18 protein-coding genes are annotated in these 23,619 nt (G+C 53.6%); 13 read left to right on the forward strand and 5 right to left on the reverse strand.

From position 1 onward, the window contains the following. The first annotated feature begins 91 nt into the window (after positions 1–91). Both BMW93_RS26370 and BMW93_RS26375 read left to right on the forward strand, forming a co-directional pair. On the forward strand, positions 92–922 hold the full coding sequence (locus BMW93_RS26370; RefSeq protein WP_090383475.1) for a sterol desaturase family protein: 831 nt from the start codon (positions 92–94) through the stop codon (positions 920–922). Positions 923–1,330: 408 nt separating this feature from the next. Continuing rightward, positions 1,331–1,744 (forward strand): rhodanese-like domain-containing protein, encoded by a 414-nt coding sequence (locus BMW93_RS26375; protein ID WP_090383478.1) that lies wholly within the window; start codon positions 1,331–1,333, stop codon positions 1,742–1,744. Positions 1,745–1,776: 32 nt separating this feature from the next. Here the strand turns inward: BMW93_RS26375 and BMW93_RS26380 are convergent, their stop codons facing one another. After that, a complete protein-coding gene (locus tag BMW93_RS26380) occupies positions 1,777–2,145 on the reverse strand; it encodes a hypothetical protein (RefSeq protein ID WP_090383480.1) in 369 nt (122 codons plus the stop codon). Positions 2,146–2,354: 209 nt separating this feature from the next. On the opposite strand from BMW93_RS26380, the gene BMW93_RS26385 reads away from it, so the two are divergent. Next, entirely contained in the window at positions 2,355–3,656 is a 1,302-nt protein-coding gene (locus tag BMW93_RS26385; RefSeq protein WP_090383483.1) for a M14 family zinc carboxypeptidase, read from the forward strand. Here BMW93_RS26385 and BMW93_RS26390 read toward each other — a convergent pair whose 3' ends face one another. Continuing rightward, entirely contained in the window at positions 3,657–4,058 is a 402-nt protein-coding gene (locus tag BMW93_RS26390; protein WP_229240832.1) for a DUF3574 domain-containing protein, read from the reverse strand. It lies immediately after the preceding gene. Positions 4,059–4,294: 236 nt separating this feature from the next. On the opposite strand from BMW93_RS26390, the gene BMW93_RS26395 reads away from it, so the two are divergent. Then, positions 4,295–5,212, forward strand: coding sequence for a VOC family protein (locus tag BMW93_RS26395; RefSeq protein ID WP_090383485.1), 918 nt, complete (start codon positions 4,295–4,297; stop codon positions 5,210–5,212). 53 nt (positions 5,213–5,265) lie between these two features. Here the strand turns inward: BMW93_RS26395 and BMW93_RS26400 are convergent, their stop codons facing one another. Genes BMW93_RS26400 through BMW93_RS26410 form a run of 3 tightly spaced genes read right to left on the reverse strand, consistent with a single transcriptional unit; the run spans position 5,266 to position 8,688 of the window. Continuing rightward, the gene (locus tag BMW93_RS26400; protein WP_090383487.1) at positions 5,266–6,309 is read right to left on the reverse strand and encodes a ferritin-like protein; all 1,044 of its coding nucleotides are present in this window, start codon (positions 6,307–6,309) and stop codon (positions 5,266–5,268) included. 25 nt (positions 6,310–6,334) lie between these two features. After that, a complete protein-coding gene (locus BMW93_RS26405; RefSeq protein ID WP_090383489.1) occupies positions 6,335–8,266 on the reverse strand; it encodes a hypothetical protein in 1,932 nt (643 codons plus the stop codon). Between the two features lie 32 nt (positions 8,267–8,298). Beyond that, a complete protein-coding gene (locus tag BMW93_RS26410) occupies positions 8,299–8,688 on the reverse strand; it encodes a DUF4440 domain-containing protein (protein WP_090383491.1) in 390 nt (129 codons plus the stop codon). A gap of 295 nt (positions 8,689–8,983) precedes the next feature. Here BMW93_RS26410 and BMW93_RS26415 point away from each other — a divergent pair, with 295 nt between their 5' ends. The 9 genes from BMW93_RS26415 (at position 8,984) to BMW93_RS26455 (ending at position 23,612) form a co-directional block, all read left to right on the forward strand. Continuing rightward, the gene (locus BMW93_RS26415; RefSeq protein ID WP_090383493.1) at positions 8,984–11,380 is read left to right on the forward strand and encodes an ABC transporter permease; all 2,397 of its coding nucleotides are present in this window, start codon (positions 8,984–8,986) and stop codon (positions 11,378–11,380) included. 72 nt (positions 11,381–11,452) lie between these two features. Beyond that, positions 11,453–12,541, forward strand: a complete 1,089-nt coding sequence (locus tag BMW93_RS26420; protein ID WP_090383496.1) for an AraC family transcriptional regulator — start codon at positions 11,453–11,455, stop codon at positions 12,539–12,541. Positions 12,542–12,670: 129 nt separating this feature from the next. Then, complete coding sequence (locus BMW93_RS26425; RefSeq protein WP_177194202.1) at positions 12,671–13,816, forward strand: DUF4932 domain-containing protein; 1,146 nt, start codon at positions 12,671–12,673, stop codon at positions 13,814–13,816. A gap of 166 nt (positions 13,817–13,982) precedes the next feature. Next, the gene (locus BMW93_RS26430) at positions 13,983–17,207 is read left to right on the forward strand and encodes a TonB-dependent receptor (protein WP_090383501.1); all 3,225 of its coding nucleotides are present in this window, start codon (positions 13,983–13,985) and stop codon (positions 17,205–17,207) included. A 24-nt stretch (positions 17,208–17,231) separates the two neighbouring features. Continuing rightward, a complete protein-coding gene (locus tag BMW93_RS26435; RefSeq protein ID WP_090383505.1) occupies positions 17,232–18,710 on the forward strand; it encodes a RagB/SusD family nutrient uptake outer membrane protein in 1,479 nt (492 codons plus the stop codon). A gap of 19 nt (positions 18,711–18,729) precedes the next feature. After that, the gene (locus tag BMW93_RS26440; protein ID WP_090383508.1) at positions 18,730–20,175 is read left to right on the forward strand and encodes a hypothetical protein; all 1,446 of its coding nucleotides are present in this window, start codon (positions 18,730–18,732) and stop codon (positions 20,173–20,175) included. Between the two features lie 27 nt (positions 20,176–20,202). Continuing rightward, positions 20,203–21,531 carry an MFS transporter gene (locus BMW93_RS26445; protein ID WP_090383510.1) on the forward strand — a complete coding sequence of 443 codons (1,329 nt, stop codon included), beginning with the start codon at positions 20,203–20,205 and terminating at the stop codon, positions 21,529–21,531. A gap of 94 nt (positions 21,532–21,625) precedes the next feature. Then, a complete protein-coding gene (locus BMW93_RS26450) occupies positions 21,626–22,810 on the forward strand; it encodes a sialidase family protein (RefSeq protein WP_090383513.1) in 1,185 nt (394 codons plus the stop codon). 22 nt (positions 22,811–22,832) lie between these two features. Then, entirely contained in the window at positions 22,833–23,612 is a 780-nt protein-coding gene (locus BMW93_RS26455; protein ID WP_090383516.1) for an SDR family oxidoreductase, read from the forward strand. Positions 23,613–23,619: the final 7 nt, after the last annotated feature.

A 23,619-nucleotide genomic window follows, 5' to 3' on the forward strand; every position in this document is an offset into this window, starting at 1 on the left:
CCTGCACGCCGGACGTCCCCGGTAAGCTCCCCGTTTTTCATTATCAATATGTCGCCTGCCATTCGTGCGCGACCCAGACTTTCTATGCAACATGAAATTCACAGACAGCCATATTTATTACGAAATCCTCATTCTTTTCGCGATAATCAGCTTCGCGGAAGCATTTACCGGTCTATACAAAAGCGAAAAATGGTCCAGAAATGAGTGGTACATCAATTTTGCGGGCCTTTTTCTTTCGAGCGTCATCACGCGGCCACTCAGTTTCCTGCTCTCGGCCTATGTACTCAACTATTTCTTCGCCGACTATTATAATGTCTTCGAAAACGTACCGCTCTGGGCCGGCGTGCTCATTACCGCATTGCTCGAAGACTTCACACAATACTGGTGGCATCGTGCCGCGCACACGTATACGTGGCTGTGGAAGGGGCATCGGGTGCACCACAGCGCACCCGAGATGAGTGTTTTCCTCACTGGCCGCAATTCGTGGGTTTACCTGTTGCTATTCCCGCCGCGCATTGTTTCTACGGTCCTGATTTTCCTCGGTTTCGGTCAGGCGTTCCTGATAGGCTACTTTTTCAAAGCATTGATCGGCATTTCCGCGCATTCGAGCGTGCGCTGGGACAAGCCGCTCTACGCCATTAAATGGCTGCATCCCCTGATGTGGATACTCGAACGCACCATTTCCACCCCCGCTACGCACCATGCCCACCACGCCGCCACCGACGCCGATGGTATTGGCGTGGTCAATGGCAACTATGGTAACATGTTCTTTATCTGGGATATGCTGTTTGGTACTGCGAAAATCACCCGCGCGTTTTCGGAACACATCGGTTTGGAAGATTACCATGAAGAACCCTGGTACGTACAGCTTGGGTACCCGCTGTTCAAGGCGAAGGACGAGCGGAGTGAGCTTTCGCGGTGAATTTTGAATGACCGAATGATTGAACGAATGAATTTTGAATGAGCCACCGTGGAACGAGGAATGATTGCAGACGTTGAATGGAATGAATCTGTTGCGGAGCTGTGGGGATGGACGCTGGTTCAATCGCCTCCCGTGCGCAAATGGTGACGTTCGATGTGATCACGGCCGGGCACACCATTGAATCAAATTCGTATATTGACTACCGTTCAGCTTGCCTCGCTATTCTCTATCCCGCATTTCGAATGCAAACGTCAAGCGTCAGAACTGAAATGGGCGCTGCCAAACAGTAGCACTGGTGGTACAGTGCCGGATTTCCTTATACGCGCTGCCGGTACCGGCAAGTTCAGGGAGTTTAATTCCTTAGTTTTGTATATTAATTCTATGAGAAATATAGAGTATTGTATTCCAATGAAAAAGCTATCATTCCTGATCATCCTGTTCTTTGTCACAATTGCCGCCGTGCAGGCGCAGCAACCAGCACCTAAAAACATTGTCAAGCCTGATCCGCAGGCACTGGCGCAGATCAAGGCCGGGAAAGCCTATCTCGTGGACGTGCGTACGCCCGAGGAGTTCGACGGCGGGCATTTGCAGTATGCCAGCAATATCAATTTCAACAGCCCGGATTTCAAAGCCCGGATCGCCAAACTCGACAAAAGCAAGCCGGTATACCTTTACTGCCGCTCCGGTAACCGCAGCGGAAAGGCAACCGATACCCTCAAAGCATTGGGTTTTCATTCCTATTACAACATTGGCGGTTTCGAACAGCTGAAAGCCGACGGTTTCCCTGCCGAACAGCTCCAAACGAGCGCATCCAGGAAGTAGTAACGGCATCGCTATCAGCAGAACTTCCGTTCTTACTCCCGCGAAGGCACGCCACTCGTTTGCGTAGCCAAATTCCGGTAATTCCCCGTCGTACCGGTGTGGTTTTTGGTGTTTCTTTCCGACGATCCGCTTCCTTCCTTCACGGTTGCATCGGGCTCGGTGAGGTTTTTGCGGCGTATTGCGAGGGCTTCTTTGGAGAACAGCATGGAGTTGTCGTCTTCAACTTCCTCCGCCAGTTTATGGTAGGTACTTTGCTCGATCTTTGGTGAAGGTGTTTTCACGCCCTGCCCCAGAGCCTTCGCCGGTTCCGATTTGTCTGTGGAGCTCGTCGTAGTTTGCGCGTACGATACCGCCGCCGAACACAACAATGCCATTGCTGAAATGATCATTATTTTTTTCATGATACTTATCTGTTATTTGTTGGTTCCGTCAGGTCTGTACAGGTTAAAAACTGTGCCAGCGACCAATCGTAATAGTACAAATTTTTAATGTCCGGTTCAGTATTCCGCAGACTTTCTTTTTTGAAAGTAGAATAGGGTTACAAATCACTTTTCCAGAACGTGTACGTGCACACTGGGGCGTTGCAGATGTGAAATCCAAATGTAGAACTATGAAACCAAAAATACTTTTGACGGGACTTTTTGCTACATTACTGATCGCTGGCGCCAGCCTGCTCACATACGTACGCGCTCAAAACCCGAGAGACAAGGCCGATAGCGTCGCAGCATCGAAGATTTTCGTCCATACCGGCTTTGAAAATGCCTCTCCGATGAACTGGCGGATCGATTCCGCCGGGAGGGTGGTGGGGAGCCTGGTGTATGATCACGAGCGCTTTTCGCGGAACAGGGCTGTCAACCATTTCCATTTCAGGGTGGAGGCGGCCGTGGGTACCGAGGTGACGGTGATCCTCGAAAATTTTGACAACATCTGGAACAACCGTTTCGCCAGCGACCTTTCGGAGCGTTCACGGTTTGTGGTCTCTTTTGATAACAAAAAGTGGGAGAGCCGGTCGATAGAAGTATTGCCGGGCGCTCCGTCGGGCGGCGTACCGTCGGGCGGCGTTCCGTCGGGCGGCGCTCCGTCGAACCGTCGAATGCTGTTCAAGTTCAGGATGGAGGCACCGTACGCTTACATTGCCAGCGTGGAGCCCTACCGGATCAGCGATCTGGACAAAATGTTAACAAAAATTGGTAAGAACAAGCTGGCCAGCATTACCACCATTGGAAAAACGTCGGAGGGCCGGTCGCTGGAAATCATCCGGATTGGTAACGAAAACGCGCCAAAACGGTTGTTCCTGCGTGCGAGGGCGCATGCGTTCGAGGCGGGCGGGAACTGGACGGTGGAAGGGCTGGTGCAAAAACTCCTCAGTAACGACGAGGAATCGAAGCGCTATTTGAAGCGGTATTGTGTTTACATATTACCCATGGCAAACAAGGACGGCGTGGCCCGCGGCAAGACGCGTTTCAACGCCAACGGCTACGACCTGAACCGCAAATGGGACAAGCCCGCCGACGAGCAAATCGCCCCGGAGAACTACTACCTCGAACAATGGTTGCAGGAGATGATCAAAGCCAATAAAAAGCCCGACCTCGCGCTCGACATCCATAATGACGCAGGAGGAAACCTGCACGTAAGTCGGCCCGACGGCGATATTACGGCCTACCTGGCCGGTATGGACAAACTCGAATCGCTCCTGCGCAAGCATACCTGGTTTACCGAAGGCGCTACCAAAGCAAGTTTCAGGAACCCCGGCACCCTGGGCGAAGGATTCCTGACGCGGTTCGGCATTTACGCGGCGGTGTACGAGCTGAATTACGAGTGGATCAAAGGCCTGAACAAAGCGCCGCTCGCCGCCGACTGGCTTTTACTCGGTAACAAGTTGCCGGAGGTATTTTATCATTATTTCGAATGATCAGGGTGCTTTGTTGATAAATTTTACTTTGGATTTGATGTCGGTACGCAGCACGCTCTGCTGGCGGAAACGGCGCAGGTAACGTTGGGCAATGCTGTCGAGCGCGGCACTCCTTTCTTTGCTTTTCTTGCCAAAAAATGTGACGACTTTCGTCGGCTCGGTGATGGTTTGCTTCGTGTCGGTATCTTTCCAGCGGCCATCGGCGTCCCATTCGGTGTAGCCTTCGGGGAAATAGTTGCTGATGACGCTATCGCTGAAATTCTTCCATTGCTGCCCGCTCACGGTACCTCCGCTCGGGATGTCCCGGCCGAAATAAAGGTCGCTGCGCTGGTAGCTGGCGCAGGAAGCCAGGCCGAGGCAGCCGGCCACCGCCCATTTTTGCATTCGTTTCAAGTTGATCATCGTTCAGGTTATCAGATTTGCGGTTTGATCAGGTAATTTAATGCAACCTTCAACGCGTCACAAGTTACTTGCGGTATTCTTGGTGTAGAAATAAATCGTAAAGGTGTAGTACTCTCGCCCCGGCCGTATTTTATGCCGGATCAGGGCGAGCGGCAACGGTATGGCATGGAAATTAGCTACTTTTAGTAACCACTGTCAGTAAGCTCGTTAAGGTATTCATCAAAAGCGAAAAGGTCATGCAGAAAATCGTTCCCCACTTATGGTTTGACAAAGAAGCTGCGGAAGCGGCAGCATTTTACGCATCGGTATTTCCCGAATCACGGGTTAGCAGCGTCACGACGATGGAAGATACGCCGTCAGGCGACGCCGATATGGTCATATTCGAGCTCTGGGGCCAAAAGTTCATGGCCATCAGTGCCGGCCCGATTTTCAAGCCGAATCCATCCATTTCCTTCATGGTCAATTTCGACCCGCTGTTTTTCGACGGTTCACAGGAGGCCGCGCGGGCGAAAATCGATGAAGTATGGAACAAGCTGATAGATGGCGGAAAAGCATTGATGCAGATCGACGAATATCCGTTCAGCAAGCGGTATGGCTGGGTGGAGGATAAATATGGCGTTTCGTGGCAACTGATCCTCACCAATCCGGACGGGGAGCCGCGGTCGCCGATCATCCACTCGTTGATGTTTGTCGGGGACCAATGCGGCAGGGCTGAGGAAGCGATCAACTACTATTGTTCGGTTTTTACGAACGCTAAGCTGGGTTCGATACACTATTATCCCGAAGGCATGGCGCCGGACAAACCGGGTACCGTCATGTTCGCGGATTTCAAGCTCGAAGACGCCTGGTTTAGCGCCATGGACAGCGCGCATGAACATAAATTCAAATTTGATGAGGGTGTCTCGATCGTCGTGAACTGCGAGGACCAGGCAGAACTGGACTATTTTACCCAAAAACTGTCGGCGGTGCCGGAAGCGGAGCAATGCGGATGGATTAAGGACAAATTCGGCTTATCGTGGCAGATCACGCCGATTGTCGTAGAAGAAATGATGGTAAACGGCACCCGCGAGCAGGTCAACAGGATCACCCAGGCATTGCTGCCCATGAAAAGGCTGGAAATAGCGCCGCTGGTGAAGGCTTTTGAAGGGGAGTAGGGTATTTAAATGTCAGGCCGAGCGGGCGCCCGTCCGCTCGGCCTGACGAAAAGCTAACTCCCCGCAGGAACGATAAACTCGAACGACGGACCGATCGTGTAGCCGGATTTGCCGGGGAATGCCGTCCCGCACAATTTCTGGGCGGTCAGTTTGAGATCGTACATTACGCCTACGGTGTTATCGAGGTTTCCGGGCTGGCCGTTGAATGTCACATGAAGCCCTGCAAGCAGCGAATAATAGCTGGTATTGAACTCGTTCATCCGGTTCAGCTCCTCGCTGCCGGCCGGGAGCATGCTGGTTTTGGTATTGGGAAACAACGGGAAAACGTTGTCGGGCGTGAATGGAATGTCGGGCCCGGAGAAAGAATAGCCGTTCGGGGCATCAGGGTTTTTCACCAGCCTTTTGCCTTTATACAATTCCTCGAAACGATAGTAATGCGCGAGCTCGTCTTCCTGGTCGAGCGGGGAGGTGGAAGTTCCCTCGCCTTGTTCTATGATGATATTGATGGCGTCGATCGCATTTTGTTTGGTATAAATAGGAAAAAGCTCGTCCGCAGGAAAGAACGACGACGTCACCTGCTTGCTCTTATCGCCCGGCAGCTCATCGGGCGCCAGTTCATCGATCTTCTTTTGAATAGCCTGGTAAAACTGGCCTATCGTGCTGAATGTAGGCATTGCTGCCAGGGTCAATGATTTGAAAACCAGTGGATTTTCCGGTTCTTCAATCTCCATAAACACATTTTTGACGACATCCGTCGAGTATTTTTCCAGCCCGACGATCAGCCCTTTGCCGATGCCCATCGGCAGCGGGCCGGGGTATTCGGGAACAAAATCGGCATGATCGATCGAAGGCGTTCCACCTAGGGCGTTCAGGATATTGGCCGCGATGGTCATATGGAGCATTTCCTCGATCACGATCGAATGGATGATCTGCCGCTGCACAGGGTTGGTACCGGGTTTCAGCGAGAACATCGCCGTAAGGTAGGGCGGGATCGTGGAATGTTCGAGTTCGACGGCGTTTTGAAGGAGTGGATAAAGCTCTTCCAGGGCATTGGCCGTCAATGCCTTCTCAACATATTTTGAATCTATTTGTAGCATGGTGAATCAAATTTTTAACCGTAAATCACAGATTTTCAAACAAATTGAGGACATCGCGGAAACCGGGGAACGACCCGTTTTTCTGCTTCACGGCCTCGATGTATTCGGCTTGCTTCTTGGTAGGTGCGGTGCCGGGCACCGCCGGGTTGGTCGCCGCGAGTTGCGATAGCCCTTTTTGTACCGTCGGGCTGCCGGTAATCTGTGGATTGTTGAGCCAGTTCAGAATCGTATTGCGCTTGGCGTCCGACAGGTCGCGGGTAACGGGCATATGCATGGTGTCGTTGATGTCCCGCGAAAATGCGAACAGCATGATATGCTTCTTTTCGATCAGGGCGTATGGGTCGGCGAGGTTCGCCACGTATTTGCTCATAATCGGATAGAGGTTGCTGTACTGCGTCATGATCTCCGAAATATCGTCCCACACCGGGTTAGGCAGTGCCTGGAAATAATCGCGCAAATGGACTACCAGGTTTTCGGGGCCGAACGCCGGGTCCACGGTAGCCGTTTGGTAATTGATGCTGTAAATCTGTCCGTCGATGTACACCCGTGGACTATGGATCGCATTGCCGGTCAGCGGCATTTGCGCCTTCCCCTGCCCGTCGGTGGTGATCTGGCCCTGGAATGCCAGGCCATCGGCAGGGAAATTGTTTCCGTACACGACGGAAATAGGGTTGCTGGCGCTTAACGGCGTGTCGGGGGTAGGGGGTTGAAGGGAAATACTGATGGTTTCGTTCGGTAGCGGCACACCCCACCGGTAGGCATAAAAATCGACTTTCAATGCTTCGCCGCAATCCAGCCGCAGGACAAAATTATCCGCCCTGGCCACCAGCCCGTCGATCGCCTCCCGCGCGATGATCACAAAATGCCCCGGTACGGAGTCAGAAGGAGCTACCAGGAGTAGTTGATTACTTCGCAGGGTATCCATCGTTTCGTCGGGCAGGTCGCTGAACGACACAATTCCGCCGGTTTGGTTAAGCCAGTTCGGGTCCGACTGGTAATTCATCGCCCCGATTTCGACCATATCCTCGGGCAGGATATAATAGGCTTGCGTGTATTCGCTGATAAAACCCGCCTGAGGAACTTTGCTTACCGCCAGACGCAGATCCTGATTGTAGGTAACCGTACCAAGCGGATCGGAAACCGGCATACTGGCACCAAAATCTACACTGACGCGCTTTTGATCCTGTTCCACGAGAAAATTCGAAATGCTGAAATAGGTCCGCTGGGCATTTGGCGCCTGGTAAATGCCGTACAACCGGCGCGACGGCGAAAATGTGAGTGGTTCGCCTTCGAAATAGGGCCCGATCGAGCCGATGATCCTGCCGAGGGAAAACCTTCCGTCGTTGTGATTATAGTAATAGCCGAAAGGGTTCATGTTGATAGCCAGCATATTACCTTGCGTGGTGGCGCGTAGCGTACGCAGGAAGGCCGACTTTTCGGCTGCCTCGCCCCATGTGATATTGGTAATAACGGAGGTCCAGGTTGCACCCAGCGGCTGGCCGTTTCTTTTGGCACCGGCCAGTTGTCTTGGCTGCAAATCCCGGAAGCTGGTGGTAGCGATATCGCCTTTGAAAAGCAGATCGCCATTGGCGGTGCAAATGCGGATTTGCACGCACCACAATGCGGAGTACGTCTGGGCGTCAGGGTCGAGGTCGACCATCTTGCCGGTAGGCCGTCCTTCGGCACCGACTACGGCCTGGCCGATAATAATGTCGTCGGACGGCGAGGCCTGCGTCGTACCATCCGGCAGGAAGAGCTGCTTAACCGAGCAGTTCTGGAAATCGAAAACCGCCCCTCCCTCGGGGTTCCACCAGCCGTTGGTAGCACCCTGTCCCGGTTCCTGGAAGTTGGGTTGGAAAGTGTTGTTGTTGTAATGCGCCGGATCGTTGTTGACCGTGCTGACGTCGGACAGGAAATCGCCCGTGAATATCAGGCGTGGAGCATGAAGGTAAGACATGATGCTTTAATTTATTGTGAGGATAAAATTCTTTAAGCGGCTGTATTCCAGATGATAAAATGTTGCAGCCATGCTCCGTTGTACTTTTTGTAAATCCAAAGCATCCGGCCGGTTTCCGATGCTTTTTCCCCCGTTTGTTTGTCGGTGGTTGTCTGTTGGTAAATGGCCCATTCGTAGGCCAGGTCTTCCCGGATCTCGATATCCTGCGATTCATAGGAGATCTCGATGTAAAAAGCATCGAACCAGGAGCGCAGAAACTCCACGCCGCCTGCTTTGGTATTGATTACCGGCGAGCCGGGGGCGATGACCGTGATATCATCGGCGAGGATCGCGGCCATCATGTCGAGGTTACCGGTGTTTTCCGCTTCCTGAACAATGAGCCGCAGTTTTTCAATTTGTTGTCTGTCATTTGTGATGTTCATGGTGATATTGATTGTTTGAAGCAGGAAGTAACCGTGTCTTTATTTTTTACTTACTAATTCTGATTGTTTGTAGAATTAGTTATTTAACGGTCGAGAAAAAAACTGATTCAGCCGTGCTTTTGACCGTTGGCGGAGGCATTACACCTGTTCGTTTTGGCACGTCCGGCGTTCGGAAGCGGACATTTTTATTTGAGGATAATTTTTAAAAAGAGTGCTATAAGCCTCGTTTGAGGGTTTTTTCAAAACCGGCACGCCATTAGTGATGCGCGGATGAATCTAAACTTCCGGCCCGGTCATGATCAGAAACCACTTCACCATCGCTTTCAGGAGCTTTTTCAACAGCAAAGGTTATTCAATCATTAATGTAACCGGCCTCGCCGTGGGAATAACCTGCGCGGTGCTGATCTTCCTGGTCGTGCGGCACGAGACGAGCTATGACCTCGGCCAGTCGCGCCTGGACCGCATTTTCCGGGTCGAAACTGAGAATATCAAAGAGAACCATACCTACCCGGGTACTTACACCGGCATGGCCAACGCCTTGCGCACCGACCTGCCCGAAGCCGAAATCATCGCACCGATCATGAAAATGGGCGGAAAGACAATGGCAAGTAGCGAGGGCGAGAAGAAATTCAGGGAATCGCTCGTGTTTGCGGATAATGCCCTTTTCCGGACGCTCGATTACAAATGGTTGGCAGGCAATCCCGGGCGGGCACTGGCACAGCCTGGCGCGATCGTGCTCACCCGTGCGTATGCGGAAAAGTATTTCGGGACGGTCGATGTGCTCGGAAAGACGGTCCGGCTGGACAACAAATTCGACCTGACGGTCACCGGTGTGGTTGAAAATTACCCCGTCACCACGAGCTTCCCATTCGATATGCTGGTTTCATTTTCGACAGTGAAACAGATCAATCCAGATTTCGACGAAAACAGGTGGAATGGCTGGAATGACAACTATCAGGTATTTGTGGTATTGAAAAAGGACGTCTACCCGGAGCAATTGATAGAGCGTTTCGAAAACGTGGTAGTTAAATACATGGGCAAGGAGCTGCTGTCCGACAAGCGTTTCAAGCTCAATCATTTATCGGAAATCCATTACGCGGGTAACCTGGGCGGCAGGAGCGCCAATGTCGACCTGCTGCAAACCCTTGCCGCCATCGGCGCGCTGGTGCTGCTGATCGCCTGCTTCAATTTCATTAACCTGAGCACCGCCCGTGCATTCAAGCGTGCGAAAGAAGTGGGCATTCGTAAGGCGGTGGGTAGCAGCCGTCTGTCGCTCATACACCAGTTCCTCACCGAAGCCGGGCTCATTACTTTTTTTGCCGGAATACTTGCCCTCGTCCTCTGCGTATTGCTGCTGCCCGTCCTCGCCGCGACGCTCAGCATTCCATTGACGCTCAATGACCTTTTTGCAGAGCAAACGGCATTGTTCACGGGTGTTTTATTGGTATTAACTGCATTGCTGGCAGGTTTTTACCCGGCGCTGCGCTTGTCGGGCATGGCGCCCATTTGGGCACTCAAAAACAATGCTACTTCGCGCGCCGGACAATGGTTTTCCATGCGGGAAGGGCTGGTAGTGGTGCAATTTACCGTTTCCCTCGTGCTGATCTGCTGCGCGATGCTGATCGACCGGCAGCTGGATTTCTTCCGCAATGCGGACCTCGGTTTCAACAAATCGGCCATTATCACCGTGGGATTACCCGACAACAAGCCCGAAAAACTGCAAACGCTCCGCAACCAGCTCACCCGGTCGGCGCAGATCAGGGACGTGAGTTTCTCGTTCAACAGTGCATCCGCCGAGAGCAACTGGATGCAGGCGATGGAATACCGGCAAGGGCCGAAGGTGGTACAGGTGAAAACCCAGATGAAAATGGGCGACTCGCATTACCTCGATACCTACGGCATTCAACTGGTGGCCGGTGAGCCGCTGAAAGACAGCGATACCGCCAATTTCAAGGTGATCGTGAATGAAATATTCCTGGGCCGGATCGGTATTTCCAACCCGCGCGCGGCCATCGGGCAGCGCGTCCATTATGGCGACGGCAACGAATTTGCGACCATCGCCGGTGTGGCGCGTAACTTTCACGTCAACTCGCTGCACCAGAAGATCGATCCGACCGTCATCCAGGTCGTTCCCAACAACTTCTACCAGGCGGGCATCAAGCTGCAAAACGAAAATGCCAGCGCGGCTTCCATCCAAACCGCATTGACCGACATTGAAAAAGCCTGGACCCAAATATATCCCGACCAGATTTTCGAATACAGCTTCCTCGACGAAACCCTGGCGCAAGCCTACCAATCCGAAACGCGCACGGCCCGGCTCATCGGAGCAGCCACCATTTTGGCCCTACTGATCGCCAGCATGGGACTTTTCGGCCTCGCTACATTCACGGCAGAGCAACGTACCAAGGAAATTGGTGTGAGAAAAGTGCTCGGGGCTTCCGTAAGCAGCGTTGTCGCTTTGCTCTCGAAGGATTTCCTGAAACCGGTGATGCTGGCGATCGTCATCGCTTCGCCCATTGCCTGGTACCTGATGAACCAATGGTTGCAGAACTTCGAATTTAAGATTCCGGTATCCTGGTGGCTTTTCGTGGCGGGGGGCTCGCTGATGACCGCCATTGCGCTCCTGACCGTCAGTTTCCAGAGCCTCCGTGCGGCCATGCTCGACCCGGTGCGGAGTTTGCGGACTGAATAGGCTGGAAATGTTAGGATACAGTGCTGAAATCCATTTATTTCGCGGCGCACAGATAACCGCGGATCGATCGTAATGGATAACTGGAAAGCAATTGCATACCTTCTGGCGTTCGGGCAGGGCTTTGTCCTGAGCCTGTCGCTGATTGTAAAAGGCATTAAACGCAAGCGCGCCAGCCTGTTTCTCGGCCTGATCCTGCTCGTACTAAGCCAGGAGCTGCTCAATGCGTGGGCGATGCAGTTGCATTACCACAGCCGTCCTGACGCCATTCCATTCTGGAATTTGCAGAGTTACTTGTTGCTCCCGATTGCAACCTGGTTTTTCGTACAACTCACCACCGAACCGGATTATGTTTTCAAACCCTTACATCGCTTTTTTTTCCTGCCGGTAGCCGCCGAGGTCGCTATTCGGTGTGTTTGGCAGGGTTACCGGCGCTTTACCGGCATCGATCTGCCTTCGCTACTTGAAAATCCGGTCTGGTTTTTCATCACGGAGATATTGCCTATCATAGGAATGATTGCCGTGTTGGCCGTGTACGCCTATAAGTTGCGCGATTTCCAGGCAGGCTGGAAAAAACAGGCAGCTGGGTATGACCTCAAAACCTTTTTCCGTTTTTACGGCTTGTTCGGTTTTCTGGTGTTACTCACGTTCCTGTGGATCGCCGGCGTGGTCCTCGAATGGCCGGTGTTTTTTGGAATCGAGGTGTTGCTTGCCCTTTGCCTTTTTGGAGTGGGTTACATGGGCTACATTTCGCCCGAATTCTTTATGCTGCCGTCATTACCCAAAGAGAAACCAGCCGAACGGCCGGATTTTGGCCGATTTGATGATCAGTCCGAACTACAAAGGTTGAGAGAAACATTCACGCACGGTCACCTGCATACGCGATCGGGCCTGACACTCGACGACCTCGCCGCGCACCTGGGCTTGCCGCCGCGCTATATTTCGTACCTTATCAATACTTATTTCAATACGAATTTCAGCGGTTTTGTCAATAGTTTCCGTGTTGAAGAAGTGATCAAAAAACTCGCCGATCCCGACGAACAACACAAAACGATCCTTGGACTCGCTTTCGACGCCGGGTTCAGTTCCAAATCTACATTCAACCAGGTCTTCAAACAGCATACCGGTAAATCGCCGTCGCAGTTTTTGCTCGTGCAGAAATAGGGAACGAAGGCGTAGCCAAAAGCAAAAAATTAGTCCGGAAACATGATTCCGGACGTCCGGACGCGGATTCCGGGCGATCGGCATTGTTCCGATCAGTTGTTTTGCGGCATACACTTATTTAAAAATGTTATGCTAAAACACGTTTTGCTTCTGCTAGCCACGCTTTGCACTTCATCCACTTTTGCCGATAAACAAGGTAACCCGACGGATGGCCGCGCCGGTCGTCAGTTTGAAGTAAGGATCAATACCAATGTCGAACTGCTCGGCTTCATCTACTTCCTCGGTTACGAGGGGTCCCAGTCTGAAACCCCTTCTTACCCCGAAAAAGACCGCAAGCGTTATGCTTACGGCATCGACGTTTACCAGCATTATAAATCCTTCGCAGGCAGCAAACATTTGGCCGTAGCCATAGACTTCGCGCAGGACATCTGGCTCGACTACTTCATCAACCTGCTCATCCAGCTCGAAGATTTTCCCAATGCAAAACTCACCGATCAAATTGCTCCCGCCTACTACCGGCGTTTTTCCAAGTCGGGCGACCTGGCCGAGGCCCGAAAGAATGCCTCCGCATTCCTCGAAGCGATGAACGGCCTGTACCGGGAAGTCGATTTCGGTAGTTATCTCGCCAAAAACAAGAGCCTGTATGCCAATGCGATAGCACAGGTAAAAGCAGGCCTGCCCGAAGACCGGTTTCTTACTGAAATGGAGGAATTCTACCAGGGTCATTTCGATAGCTATAATCTGGTCCCCAGCCTCACGATCCCCGCAGGAATGGGTTTCGGGGCGAAGTACGAATCCGGCGGCAAAAAGCACGCATTTCACGTTTTCGGTACGTTCGCCATCCAGCAATGGGTCGATTCCAACAAACTGGACATGGGTTTCGCCGACAAAAAGCATTTGCTCGAACTGAGTACCCATGAGTTCGGGCATTCATTTGTGAACCCATGCGTCGACAGCCTGCCCGAAATGCTCATCGCGGAAACGCAACCACTTTTCGATCCGATCAAAGAAGCCATGGGGCCACAGGGATACCCGGGCTGGAAAACCTGCCTGTACGAACATTTCGTGCGCGCGGGGGAGGTGGTCATTGCCCGTAACCTCGGGCATTCGGAGGATGCCGAGCGGATCAGAAATCATTACATAACGAACCGGAAGTTCATTTACCTAGACACTTTGATAGTTGAACTGGAAAAATATAACGCTACGCGAAAGGGTAGCTGCCGGCAGGCGATTACAAGCGCGATGCTGCGCTTGCGGGAGGTTGCGAAGCGGTGAGCACTTATTTCGTACCGGGCGCAGGCCTGATTTGCTAACTTCCTGGTTTGCTGCATATCGCTTGAAAAATAGTACCACAAAAGCAAACAAAAGTAGCGGAACCCGGATTTGCTAGAAGGTAATTTTGTCAAATACTCATGTTGCAAAACCTTCTAAGCTAATAATTATGCAAAAGGAAATTTTATTAAATCTTTCTGTTTGTAGGTGCGCTCTTTGGTTGCTGTTGCTGGGGTGTCTGGCCGGTGGAAATGCGTTTGGCCAGGAGTCCCGGAAAATATCCGGCAGGGTTACGGACGAAAAAAATGAACCGCTTCCCGGCGTGAATGTGCAGCTGAAAGGTACCACCACGGGTTCCAGCACGGACGTTGGTGGAAACTATACCATCCATGTGGGAGACGATGCGCGCCTGATCTTTTCATTTATTGGGTATAAAAGTCAGGAGGTACCCGTGGGCACTGGTGCTGTGCTGGATGTGAAACTGGCGGCCGATATTTCGGTTTTGAACGAGGTAGTGGTTGTGGGCTACGGTACGCAGTCGCGCGAAACAGTGACGACTTCGATCGCGAAACTCGACACGCGTGTAATGCAGAACGTTACTTATGCCAACCCGGCGTCGGCATTGCAGGGCACGATCCCGGGCCTGCGCGTGCAGAGCACGTCGGGGCAGCCGGGCGAGCGCCCGCGAGTGATCCTGCGCGGGGGAACGTCGATCAACAACCCTAATGGCTCGACGCCGCTGTATGTCGTCGATGGTGTGATCCGGGGCGATATGGACCATATCAACCCGGCCGATATCGAGTCGATCCAGGTGTTGAAAGATGCCGCTTCGACCTCCATTTACGGTTCGCGTGCTTCCAATGGGGTTATCATTGTAGAAACGAAATCCGGCAAAAGCGGACGGATGCAGGTTTCCTATAATTATAATCTCACGAGTTCGAAAGTTTCGAAGCTCTACGAACTGGCTGATGCAAAGGATTTTATCAAATTTATGCGGCTCGGGATCGCGGCCAGTGGCGTGAAGGCGCCGAGCACGCTGGCATTCCTTACACAAGCGAATGCAGGCGGTACCGGCAACGACCTGACCAACAAAACGGCCTTTACCACCATGTACCTCAGTCCGGATAATGAGCACCTGCTCGGCCTTCCCGCCGACCAATGGGGCGCCAAATGGGAAACCGCGCCCGATCCGCTCGACGCCAGCAAGACATTAATATTCAAAGGGACCGATTTTCAGAAAACCATTTTCCGCAGGGCTTATACCCACGACCATAACCTCTCGGTATCGGGCGGGTCGGAGAAGGTGCGGTATAGCATGGGCGTGGGCTACCTCAATGCGCAGGGTATCTCCATTAATACAGATTACCAGCGTGTTACGCTCAATGTAAACGGCGACGCGCAGGTGTCCAAAAACCTCAACTTTTTCAGCCGCATCAATTACGCCAATGTCGACGACAACCAGGTTCCGGACGTGGGCGTGGTTTTTAAAAACAATATCAATACGGCACAGACGTCGAAATACCAGTTCGAGGACGGTTCGCTGGCACCGGGGCGGCTTTTTACGAATGGTAACCCGGCTTACTACATCAGCCGCTATGACGCCAAACGTCGCCGCGACAATTATATGTTTGTAGTGGGAGGAAAATGGGAGATCGTGCCCGGGCTGACGTTCCGGCCACAAGTGTCGCTGATCAACAACAACTTCGACCGCCGGAGCTTTCTGAAATCGTATCTCGACGGCCCGCTCGTGCTCAACCAGAACCGCGAGGCCACATTCGCCGAGACCAACCTCGTACAGCGGCAGGCCGATGCGGTGCTTACCTACGTCAAATCCATTGGTAACCTGCATCATTTCGAGGGGACATTAGGCTACTCGTATTTCAAAGCCATGACCCGCGACGTTACGGCCGTGGGACGCAATGCCGCCTCCGACCTTATCCCGACTTTGAATGCCTCTGCGACGCCGTGGAGCGTGACGGGCTCGGAGTCAGAACAGCTTTTGTACGGCTATTTTGGCAGGATCAACTACAATTTTGACCAGAAATACCTGTTGAGCATCAATGCCCGCATCGACGGCGCGTCCAACCTCGGCGCCGAATACAAATGGGGCTTTTTTCCCGGCGTGTCGCTCGGATGGAACCTGCACCGTGAGGGCTTCTGGAAAGGCATGCCGGAGGCGGTCAACAGCCTGAAACTGCGGGGAAGCTACGGCGTGAATGGTAATATCAGCGGCCTGGGCAACTACCAGGCGCAGGGCGCGTACGATGTCGGCAGCCGCTATTACGGCGACGCGGCCATTTTCAACTCGACGCTGGCGAACCCCGCATTGCAATGGGAGCGTTCCAAAACGCTCAATTTCGGGTTCGACTTCGGTTTGTTCAATAACCGGATTTCCGGTGTGTTCGATATGTACCGACGCGTGACCGACAACCTGCTCACCGACCTCGCATTGCCCCGTACCACCGGTTTTACCAGCATTCTCACCAACCTCGGAAGCCTGGAAAACAAAGGCCTGGAATTTGAACTGAACGCGTCGATCCTCTCGCCGCAATCGGAATTTCAGTGGACTACGTCTTTGAATGCGAGTTATGTGAAGATCAAAATCCTGGAATTGCCCGACAACGGCATTGAAAATAACCGCATCGGCGGCGTCAATATCTGGGACCCGGCCGCAGGTGCGCTTGCCTGGAAAGGCGGCTTGCAGGAAGGCGGGCGGATAGGGGATATGTTTGCTTACAAACAGTTGGGTATTTACGCGACCGACGAGCAAGCCGCTGCCGGCCCAAAAGATATGCTCGTGGTGGGGACCGATAAAACCAAACACGGTGGCGACGTGAACTGGCTCGATTCCGACGGTAACGGCATTATCGACGACAAAGACCGCATTTATATGGGCAACCCGTACCCGACCTGGACAGGCGGGTTTACCAACCGGTTGAACTACAAAGGCTTCGGGCTGGCCGTGCGGATGGATTACACACTCGGCCATATGATTTACAACGAAACCCGGGCGCGCGTGCTCGGTAACTTCTCCGGCCAGAACGCGATTTCCAAAGCCGTTACGCGCTCCTGGCAGAAGCAGGGCGATGTAACCGACATTCCCCGCTACTACTGGGCCGATCAGAACCAGCAGTCGAATCTCTACCGGGGGAATTCGTATTACTACGAAAAAGGCGATTTCCTGTGCCTGCGCGAGATTTCGTTGTCGTACAACTTCCCGCAGTCGCTCATCGGCAAGCGGATTTCCTCGCTCCGCCTGCATGTGACGGCCAACAACCTCAAATACTTCACCAGGTTCACCGGCCTGAACCCCGAGGAAGGCGGTACCGACAATGGCCGCTATCCGATGCCCCGCAACTTCATTTTCGGCGTGCAGCTCACCCCGGCATTTTAAGACTCATTCAAAACCGCATTATCTATGAAACCCATCATACGAAAACTGATAGCCATCCTGATGGCCGTAGCCACGTTTTCGGCCTGTACGGACGATTTGACGCTGAAACCGATCAGCCAGATTACCCATACCTCGTTCTGGAAATCGCCCGAGGAGGCGCGCGGCGCGCTCAACGGCATGTACGTACGGATGCGTACGCAAGCGGCGACCAACTTTTTCATCTGGGGTGAAGCGAGGAGCGAAATGTGGGTGCAAAACTTCGGTTTCGATCCTTCCATTAACTTTTACGCATTCACCAACAGCCTCAGCCGCGTGAACCCCGGGCCCGATTGGACGGCCATGTATTCGGTGGTACACGATGCGAACCTGATCCTGAAATACGTACCGACGATCCAGTTCACGACAGAGGCCGACAAGAACGAAATTCTCGCCCAGGCTTATGCCATGCGTGCATTCACCTATTTTATGATGACCAAAACCTGGGGCGAACTTATCCTGATCGACCAGCCCACCGAACGCTTCGACCCCGCGACGATCTACAAGGAGCGCAGGCCGCAGACAGAGGTATTTGCCATGATCAAAAAAGATATCGAGAGCGCATTAGCCCTTTTTCCTGGCAATACTATCCCAACAGGCCGGGTAAGGTGGTCGAAACCGGCATTGAATGCTTTGAAAGCGGATGTTTTTCTCTGGACGGCCAAAAAATTAAATGGAGGCGCGGCGGATTTCAATACGGCGCTGACGGCCATTGCGGAAGTCGAGAAGAGCGATGTGCAGCTGCTGAGTGATTTCAGCCAGGTTTTTGCTTTTGGAAATAAGGGAAACAAAGAGGTGATCCTGGCGGTGCGGTTCGCGGAGGGCGAATCTACCGGTCGCTCGGTGTTCGGCGGGGTAACGCCATTGGCAGCCCCTACGGCCCCATTCACCCCGCAGAGCGTGATCGACAAGCTTTTGCCGTATTCGGGCAAGGACGGGTACTGGCAAATGTCGCGCGAGGTGACCAGGCAGTTTAGCGACGACGATGCCCGCAAGAATGCGACATTCATCGAAGTGAACCAGACGAAGGAAGGCGTGACCAGTTTCCTGTACAATATCGATCAGAAATGGCCGGGCCTCATTACGGGCGGCGTGCGCGTGATGTACGATGACCTGATCCTCTACCGCTATGCCGACATTATCCTCATGAAAGCCGAGGCTCTGAACGGGCTGGGGCAGGACCCGTCGGAAGCCATGAATATCATCCGTAAACGGGCATATGGTGCGAAATTCGCGGCCCATACATTTGTGAATGGTACCAAAGCGGCCAACGACGAGGCCATTTTGCAGGAGCGGCTTTTTGAACTGGCGCAGGAAGGCAAGCGCTGGTGGGACCTGTTGCGGTTTGGAAAAGCATTGGAAAAAGTGCCGCTGCTGAAAGGCAAGACCGAAAATGATTTGCTATTCCCGCTGGGCGAGACGATATTAAGTCTGGAACCTTTGGTTAAACAAAATCCGGGTTACTGACCCGTCAAAAACAGCTGCTATGACCCGCAAGCCACTGACTTTACTCTTCATTATCGTTTTACTAACCCATACGATCAGCCACGCGCAAACGCCGCTGGACCTGGGCAGTAGAAGGGAAATTTTCGTAGACCACTACCTGATCGACCGCATGCAGAATGCACGCCTGCAACTGCATCACCCGCGTAACGAAGGCGTGGTACTGCAATTCGACAAGCCGTGGGAGGGGAATTTCAGCGGGTACTGCACCATTATCCGCGATGGCGACCTGCTGAGGGCCTATTACCGCGGCGTCCGCAATGCGGTAGCCGACGGCGACCACGCCGAAGTGACCTGCTACGCCGAATCCAAAGACGGTAAGCACTGGACGAAGCCGGACCTGGGCATCAATACCGTGGACGGTTCCAAAAACAACAATACCATCCTGGCCAACTCGCCGCCGGTAACGCACAATTTCAGCCCTTTTCTTGACAGAAACCCGAAAGTGACGCTTGCGGAGCGCTTCAAAGCGTTGGGCGGTACCAAAAAAAGCGGTTTAATGGCCTATGCATCCGCCGACGGCGTGCATTGGAATAAAATGGCTACCGAAAGCGTGTTCACCAAAGGCCTTTTCGATTCGCAGAATGTGGCTTTCTGGTCGGAAAGTGAGGGCAAATACGTTTGCTATTTCCGCACCTGGACGGGCGACGGTTTCAATGGCTTCCGCACGGTGAGCCGCGCTACTTCCGACGACTTCCTGCATTGGTCGGAGCCCGAACCGATGACTTTCGGAAACACGCCGATGGAACATTTGTACACGCAGCAAACGAGCCCATACTACCGCGCGCCGCACATTTACCTCGCCATAGGGGCCCGGTTTATGCCAAACAGGCAGGTAGTATCCGACGAAGATGCCAAACGCCTGAACGTCAATCCGAAATACTACAACGACTGTTCCGATGCGATCCTGATGTCGAGCCGGGGCGGGAGTGTTTACGACCGTACTTTTATGGACTCGTTTATCCGGCCGGGGATTGGTTTGTCCAACTGGGTTTCACGGTCCAACTACCCGGCGCTGAATGTCGTGCAGACGAGCGACACCGAAATGTCGGTTTTTGTGAATGAAGAATACGCTCAACCCACCGCGCATTTGAAACGCTACTCGATGCGGATCGACGGATTTGCCTCGCTCACAGCGCCTTACCAGGGTGGGGAAGTGGTGACGAAGCCATTTGTATTTTCGGGTAAAGAGTTGGAAATCAATTACGCTACCTCTGCGGCCGGTGAGCTGAAAATCGAATTGCAGGATGCCTCGGGCAAGGCCATACCCGGTTTCACAATCGATGACTGCCCGGCGATTATCGGCAACGAAATCCGCCGTGTGGTGCGCTGGAAAGGAGGCGGGGACGTGTCGCAATGGGCGTCGAGGCCGGTCAGGTTGCGGATCGCGATCAAGGACGGGGATCTGTATTCCCTGAAATTCAACTAAATTACCACTAAACCTACCACCCTTTGCATGCTGAATAATGCGACTGATCCTAAACCCCAACTTTCGTCCTACGCGTGGCTGGTCGTAGCCATGCTTTGCATCGTCGGAGGCCTCAATTACCTCGACCGCATGATGATCACCACCATGCGGTCGTCCATTGTGGCCGCCATTCCGATGACCGAGGCGCAGTTCGGGTTGCTCACGTCGATATTTCTTTGGATTTACGGTTTGCTCAGTCCGGCGGCCGGCTATCTGGCCGACCGTTTCAACCGCAGCAAAGTCATCATCGGGAGCCTTTTTGTGTGGTCGGTGGTGACCTGGCTTACCTCGCGGGCCACCACCTTTGAGGAATTGCTGATAGCCCGGGCATTAATGGGGATCAGCGAGGCTTGCTACATTCCGGCGGCCCTGGCTTTGATCGTCGATTACCACCGCGGCCCCACGCGCTCCAAGGCCGTGGGTATCCATATGGCCGGCATTTACATTGGCCAGAGCCTGGGCTTCATCGGCGGCTGGCTGGCCGAAAGCCGCACCTGGAACTTCGCATTCGCCGTTTTCGGCGTCGTGGGCGTCGTGTACGCCATAATCCTCGCGTTTTCGCTTCGGGACTCGTCAGTCCGCGACACGCCCGTCCGGGACGCCCCTGCACGCGCCACCGGCGACGCACCCGCGCGAACGGGCGCAGGCACCCGTGAAGCGATCGGTTTCGGGGATGCGATCAAAAACCTGATCCGCCAGCCGGCCTACCTGCTCGCGCTGGCCGCCTGGGGATTGCTTGGCGTAGTGAGTTGGATGATCAACGGCTGGCTTCCGACTTATTACAAGGAGCATTTCAACCTCAGTCAGACGCAGGCGGGCATTTACGCGACCACCTACTTTTTCATCCCGATGCTGGTGGGCGTACTTTCAGGCGGCGCATTGGCCGATTTTTGGGATAAAACCAACAAGCGTGCCCGCATTCTACTGCCTGCATTGGGCCTTATCGTGGCAACGCCTGCCATTTTTGTGGCCAGCAATACCGATATGCTTTGGCTGGCCGTGGCCGCATTCATGATCTACGCATTTGCGCGGCCGTTCCTGGATGCCAATATGATGCCCATTCTCTGCATGGTCGCCGATCAGCGCTATCTGGCAACGGGCTACGGCATTCTGAACCTGTTCAGCTGCATTGTCGGCGGCGTCGGTATTTACGTGGGTGGCGCCTTGCGCGACGCGCACGTGAACCTCAGCGCGATGTTTCAGGTGGCGGCACTGACGATGCTCTTTTGTGCCTGGTTACTTTTTAAAATAAAACCCAAAAACCTCCCGGAACCGTCCCAAGGCCTCCCATCGGTTAAAGCCGACGGAAATAGATAGCCAGACGTAGCTCCGTTAGGAGCGGCCGATTTCCTGACCCCGGGTTTAAACCCGGGGCGCCCCAAAGGTTACTGAAATGCAATAACTTACAGATATGAAAAAATTAAAGACAGGATTGGTAGCAACATTACTTTTCGCCTCAAACGTACTTACCGCAGGCATACCGCTACCAGGCGATAGCGTACCCGGCGTGCGCAAAATCCGCGACGTCTTCATTTACGAGGATAAGCAGTTTTATGCCACATTTCCTTCTGTCGTGAAGAAAAAAGATGGGGAAATCCTCGTCGCATTCCGCCGGGCACCCGAGCGACGGGGATTTGGAGAGAAGGCCAGCAGCCATGTCGATCCGAACGCCTACCTGGTTACCGTGCGGTCCAAAGACGGTATCAACTGGTCGAAAGAGCCGGATTTGTTGTATGCGCATTCGCTGGGCGGTTCGCAGGACCCGTGTATGATCCAGCTGCGCGATGGTACACTGCTTTGTGCGAGTTACGGATGGGCATTCCTGCGCCCCGACGGCATGGAAAAGCTGAAACAGCCCTATTTTATGACCGGCGAGGCCGTCTTCCTCGGCGGCTACGTCGTCCGCTCTACCGATGGGGGAAAGAGTTGGAAAGGTCCGATCTATCCGCCTCATATTCAGCCGGAAATCAATTTGGATGTCTACGGCAAGCCGGTTCCGGCCTACAACCGCGGTGCGATGTACGAAGGCAAGGATGGGCGTGTTTTCTGGGTAGTGGCCGCCAGCGAGGCGAATAAGCCTAAAAAGACGACCACCCACCTGCTCATTTCGGAGGATAAGGGGCTTACCTGGAAATATTCGAGCGTGGTGGCGGCCGACGAGAAAGGGTCTTTCAACGAGACGTCGGTCTATGAAACACCGAAAGGGGATATTGTGGCATTCCTGCGCTCGGCGGAATTGGACGACCAGGCCTGCATCGCACGCTCGACCGACGGTGGCAAGCACTTTGGGAAATGGGAAAAAATGGGTTTTCAGGGGCATCCGATGCAAGCCATGCGCCTGCCCGACCAGCGTGTGCTGCTCGTGTACGGGTACCGGCACAAGCCTTTTGGTATCCGCGCCCGCATCCTCAATGCCGAATGCACCGATTTCGCGACGGCGAAGGAAATCGTCCTGCGCGAAGACGGCGGTGGCTACGATATCGGTTACCCGTGGGCCGTGCAGCTGAACAACAAGCAGGTGCTGGTTACCTATTATTTCAATATCGATAATGGCACCAGACATATCGCCGGGACAATTCTTGAAATTGGCAAGTGATTGATTTTTAATTTATTCATCCATGAAAAATCTGTTTAGCCTTGCCGGGAAACGCATTTGGGTTTTTGGCGGGGCCGGTTACCTCGGACAATCGGTGGTGCAGGCGTTGGTCGCACAAGGGGCGGAGGTATTATGCGTCGATCTGGCCGGAAGGGCTGCCGAATTTGTAGTAAATGCCGGTTTGGAAGGCAATATAGCGACGGCCGATGCGGATATTGCCGATATTCCCGCCTGTGAAAACCAGGTGAATGCGTGGCTTGCACAACGGGGCGTGCCCGACGGGCTGGTGAATCTCACGGCATTTACCACCGCCAAAACGATGGACGCACTCACGGAAGCGGATTTCGACCGGGTGAACCATGGTAACCTCACGGCCACCTGGGCGCTTGCACGGCAAGTTGGCAATGCGATGGCCGCGGAAGGCCGGGGAAGTATGGTGCTGTTTTCCAGTATGTACGGCATGGTCTCGCCCTACCCGGAGGTATATCAGGAGCCTATGAACAAAAACCCGGTCGAGTACGGCGTCGGGAAGGCCGGTATCATTCAAATGACCCGCTACCTGGCGGTGCATTATGGCCAGGCGCAGGTGCGTTGCAACTGCATTTCACCCGGGCCCTTCCCCAACCCGAAAGTGCAGGCAGATTATCCGGATTTTATCGGGCGACTCGCGGCCAAATCCCCGCTGGGACGTGTGGGCCAGGCGCCGGAGATCGCCGGGGCGGTGGCGTTCCTGCTTTCCGACGCTTCTACCTACATTACGGGACATAACCTGGCCGTCGACGGCGGCTGGACGAGCTGGTAGCCTATGC

Origin of the sequence: Dyadobacter sp. SG02, assembly GCF_900109045.1 — a bacterium.
GTDB lineage: Bacteria > Bacteroidota > Bacteroidia > Cytophagales > Spirosomataceae > Dyadobacter.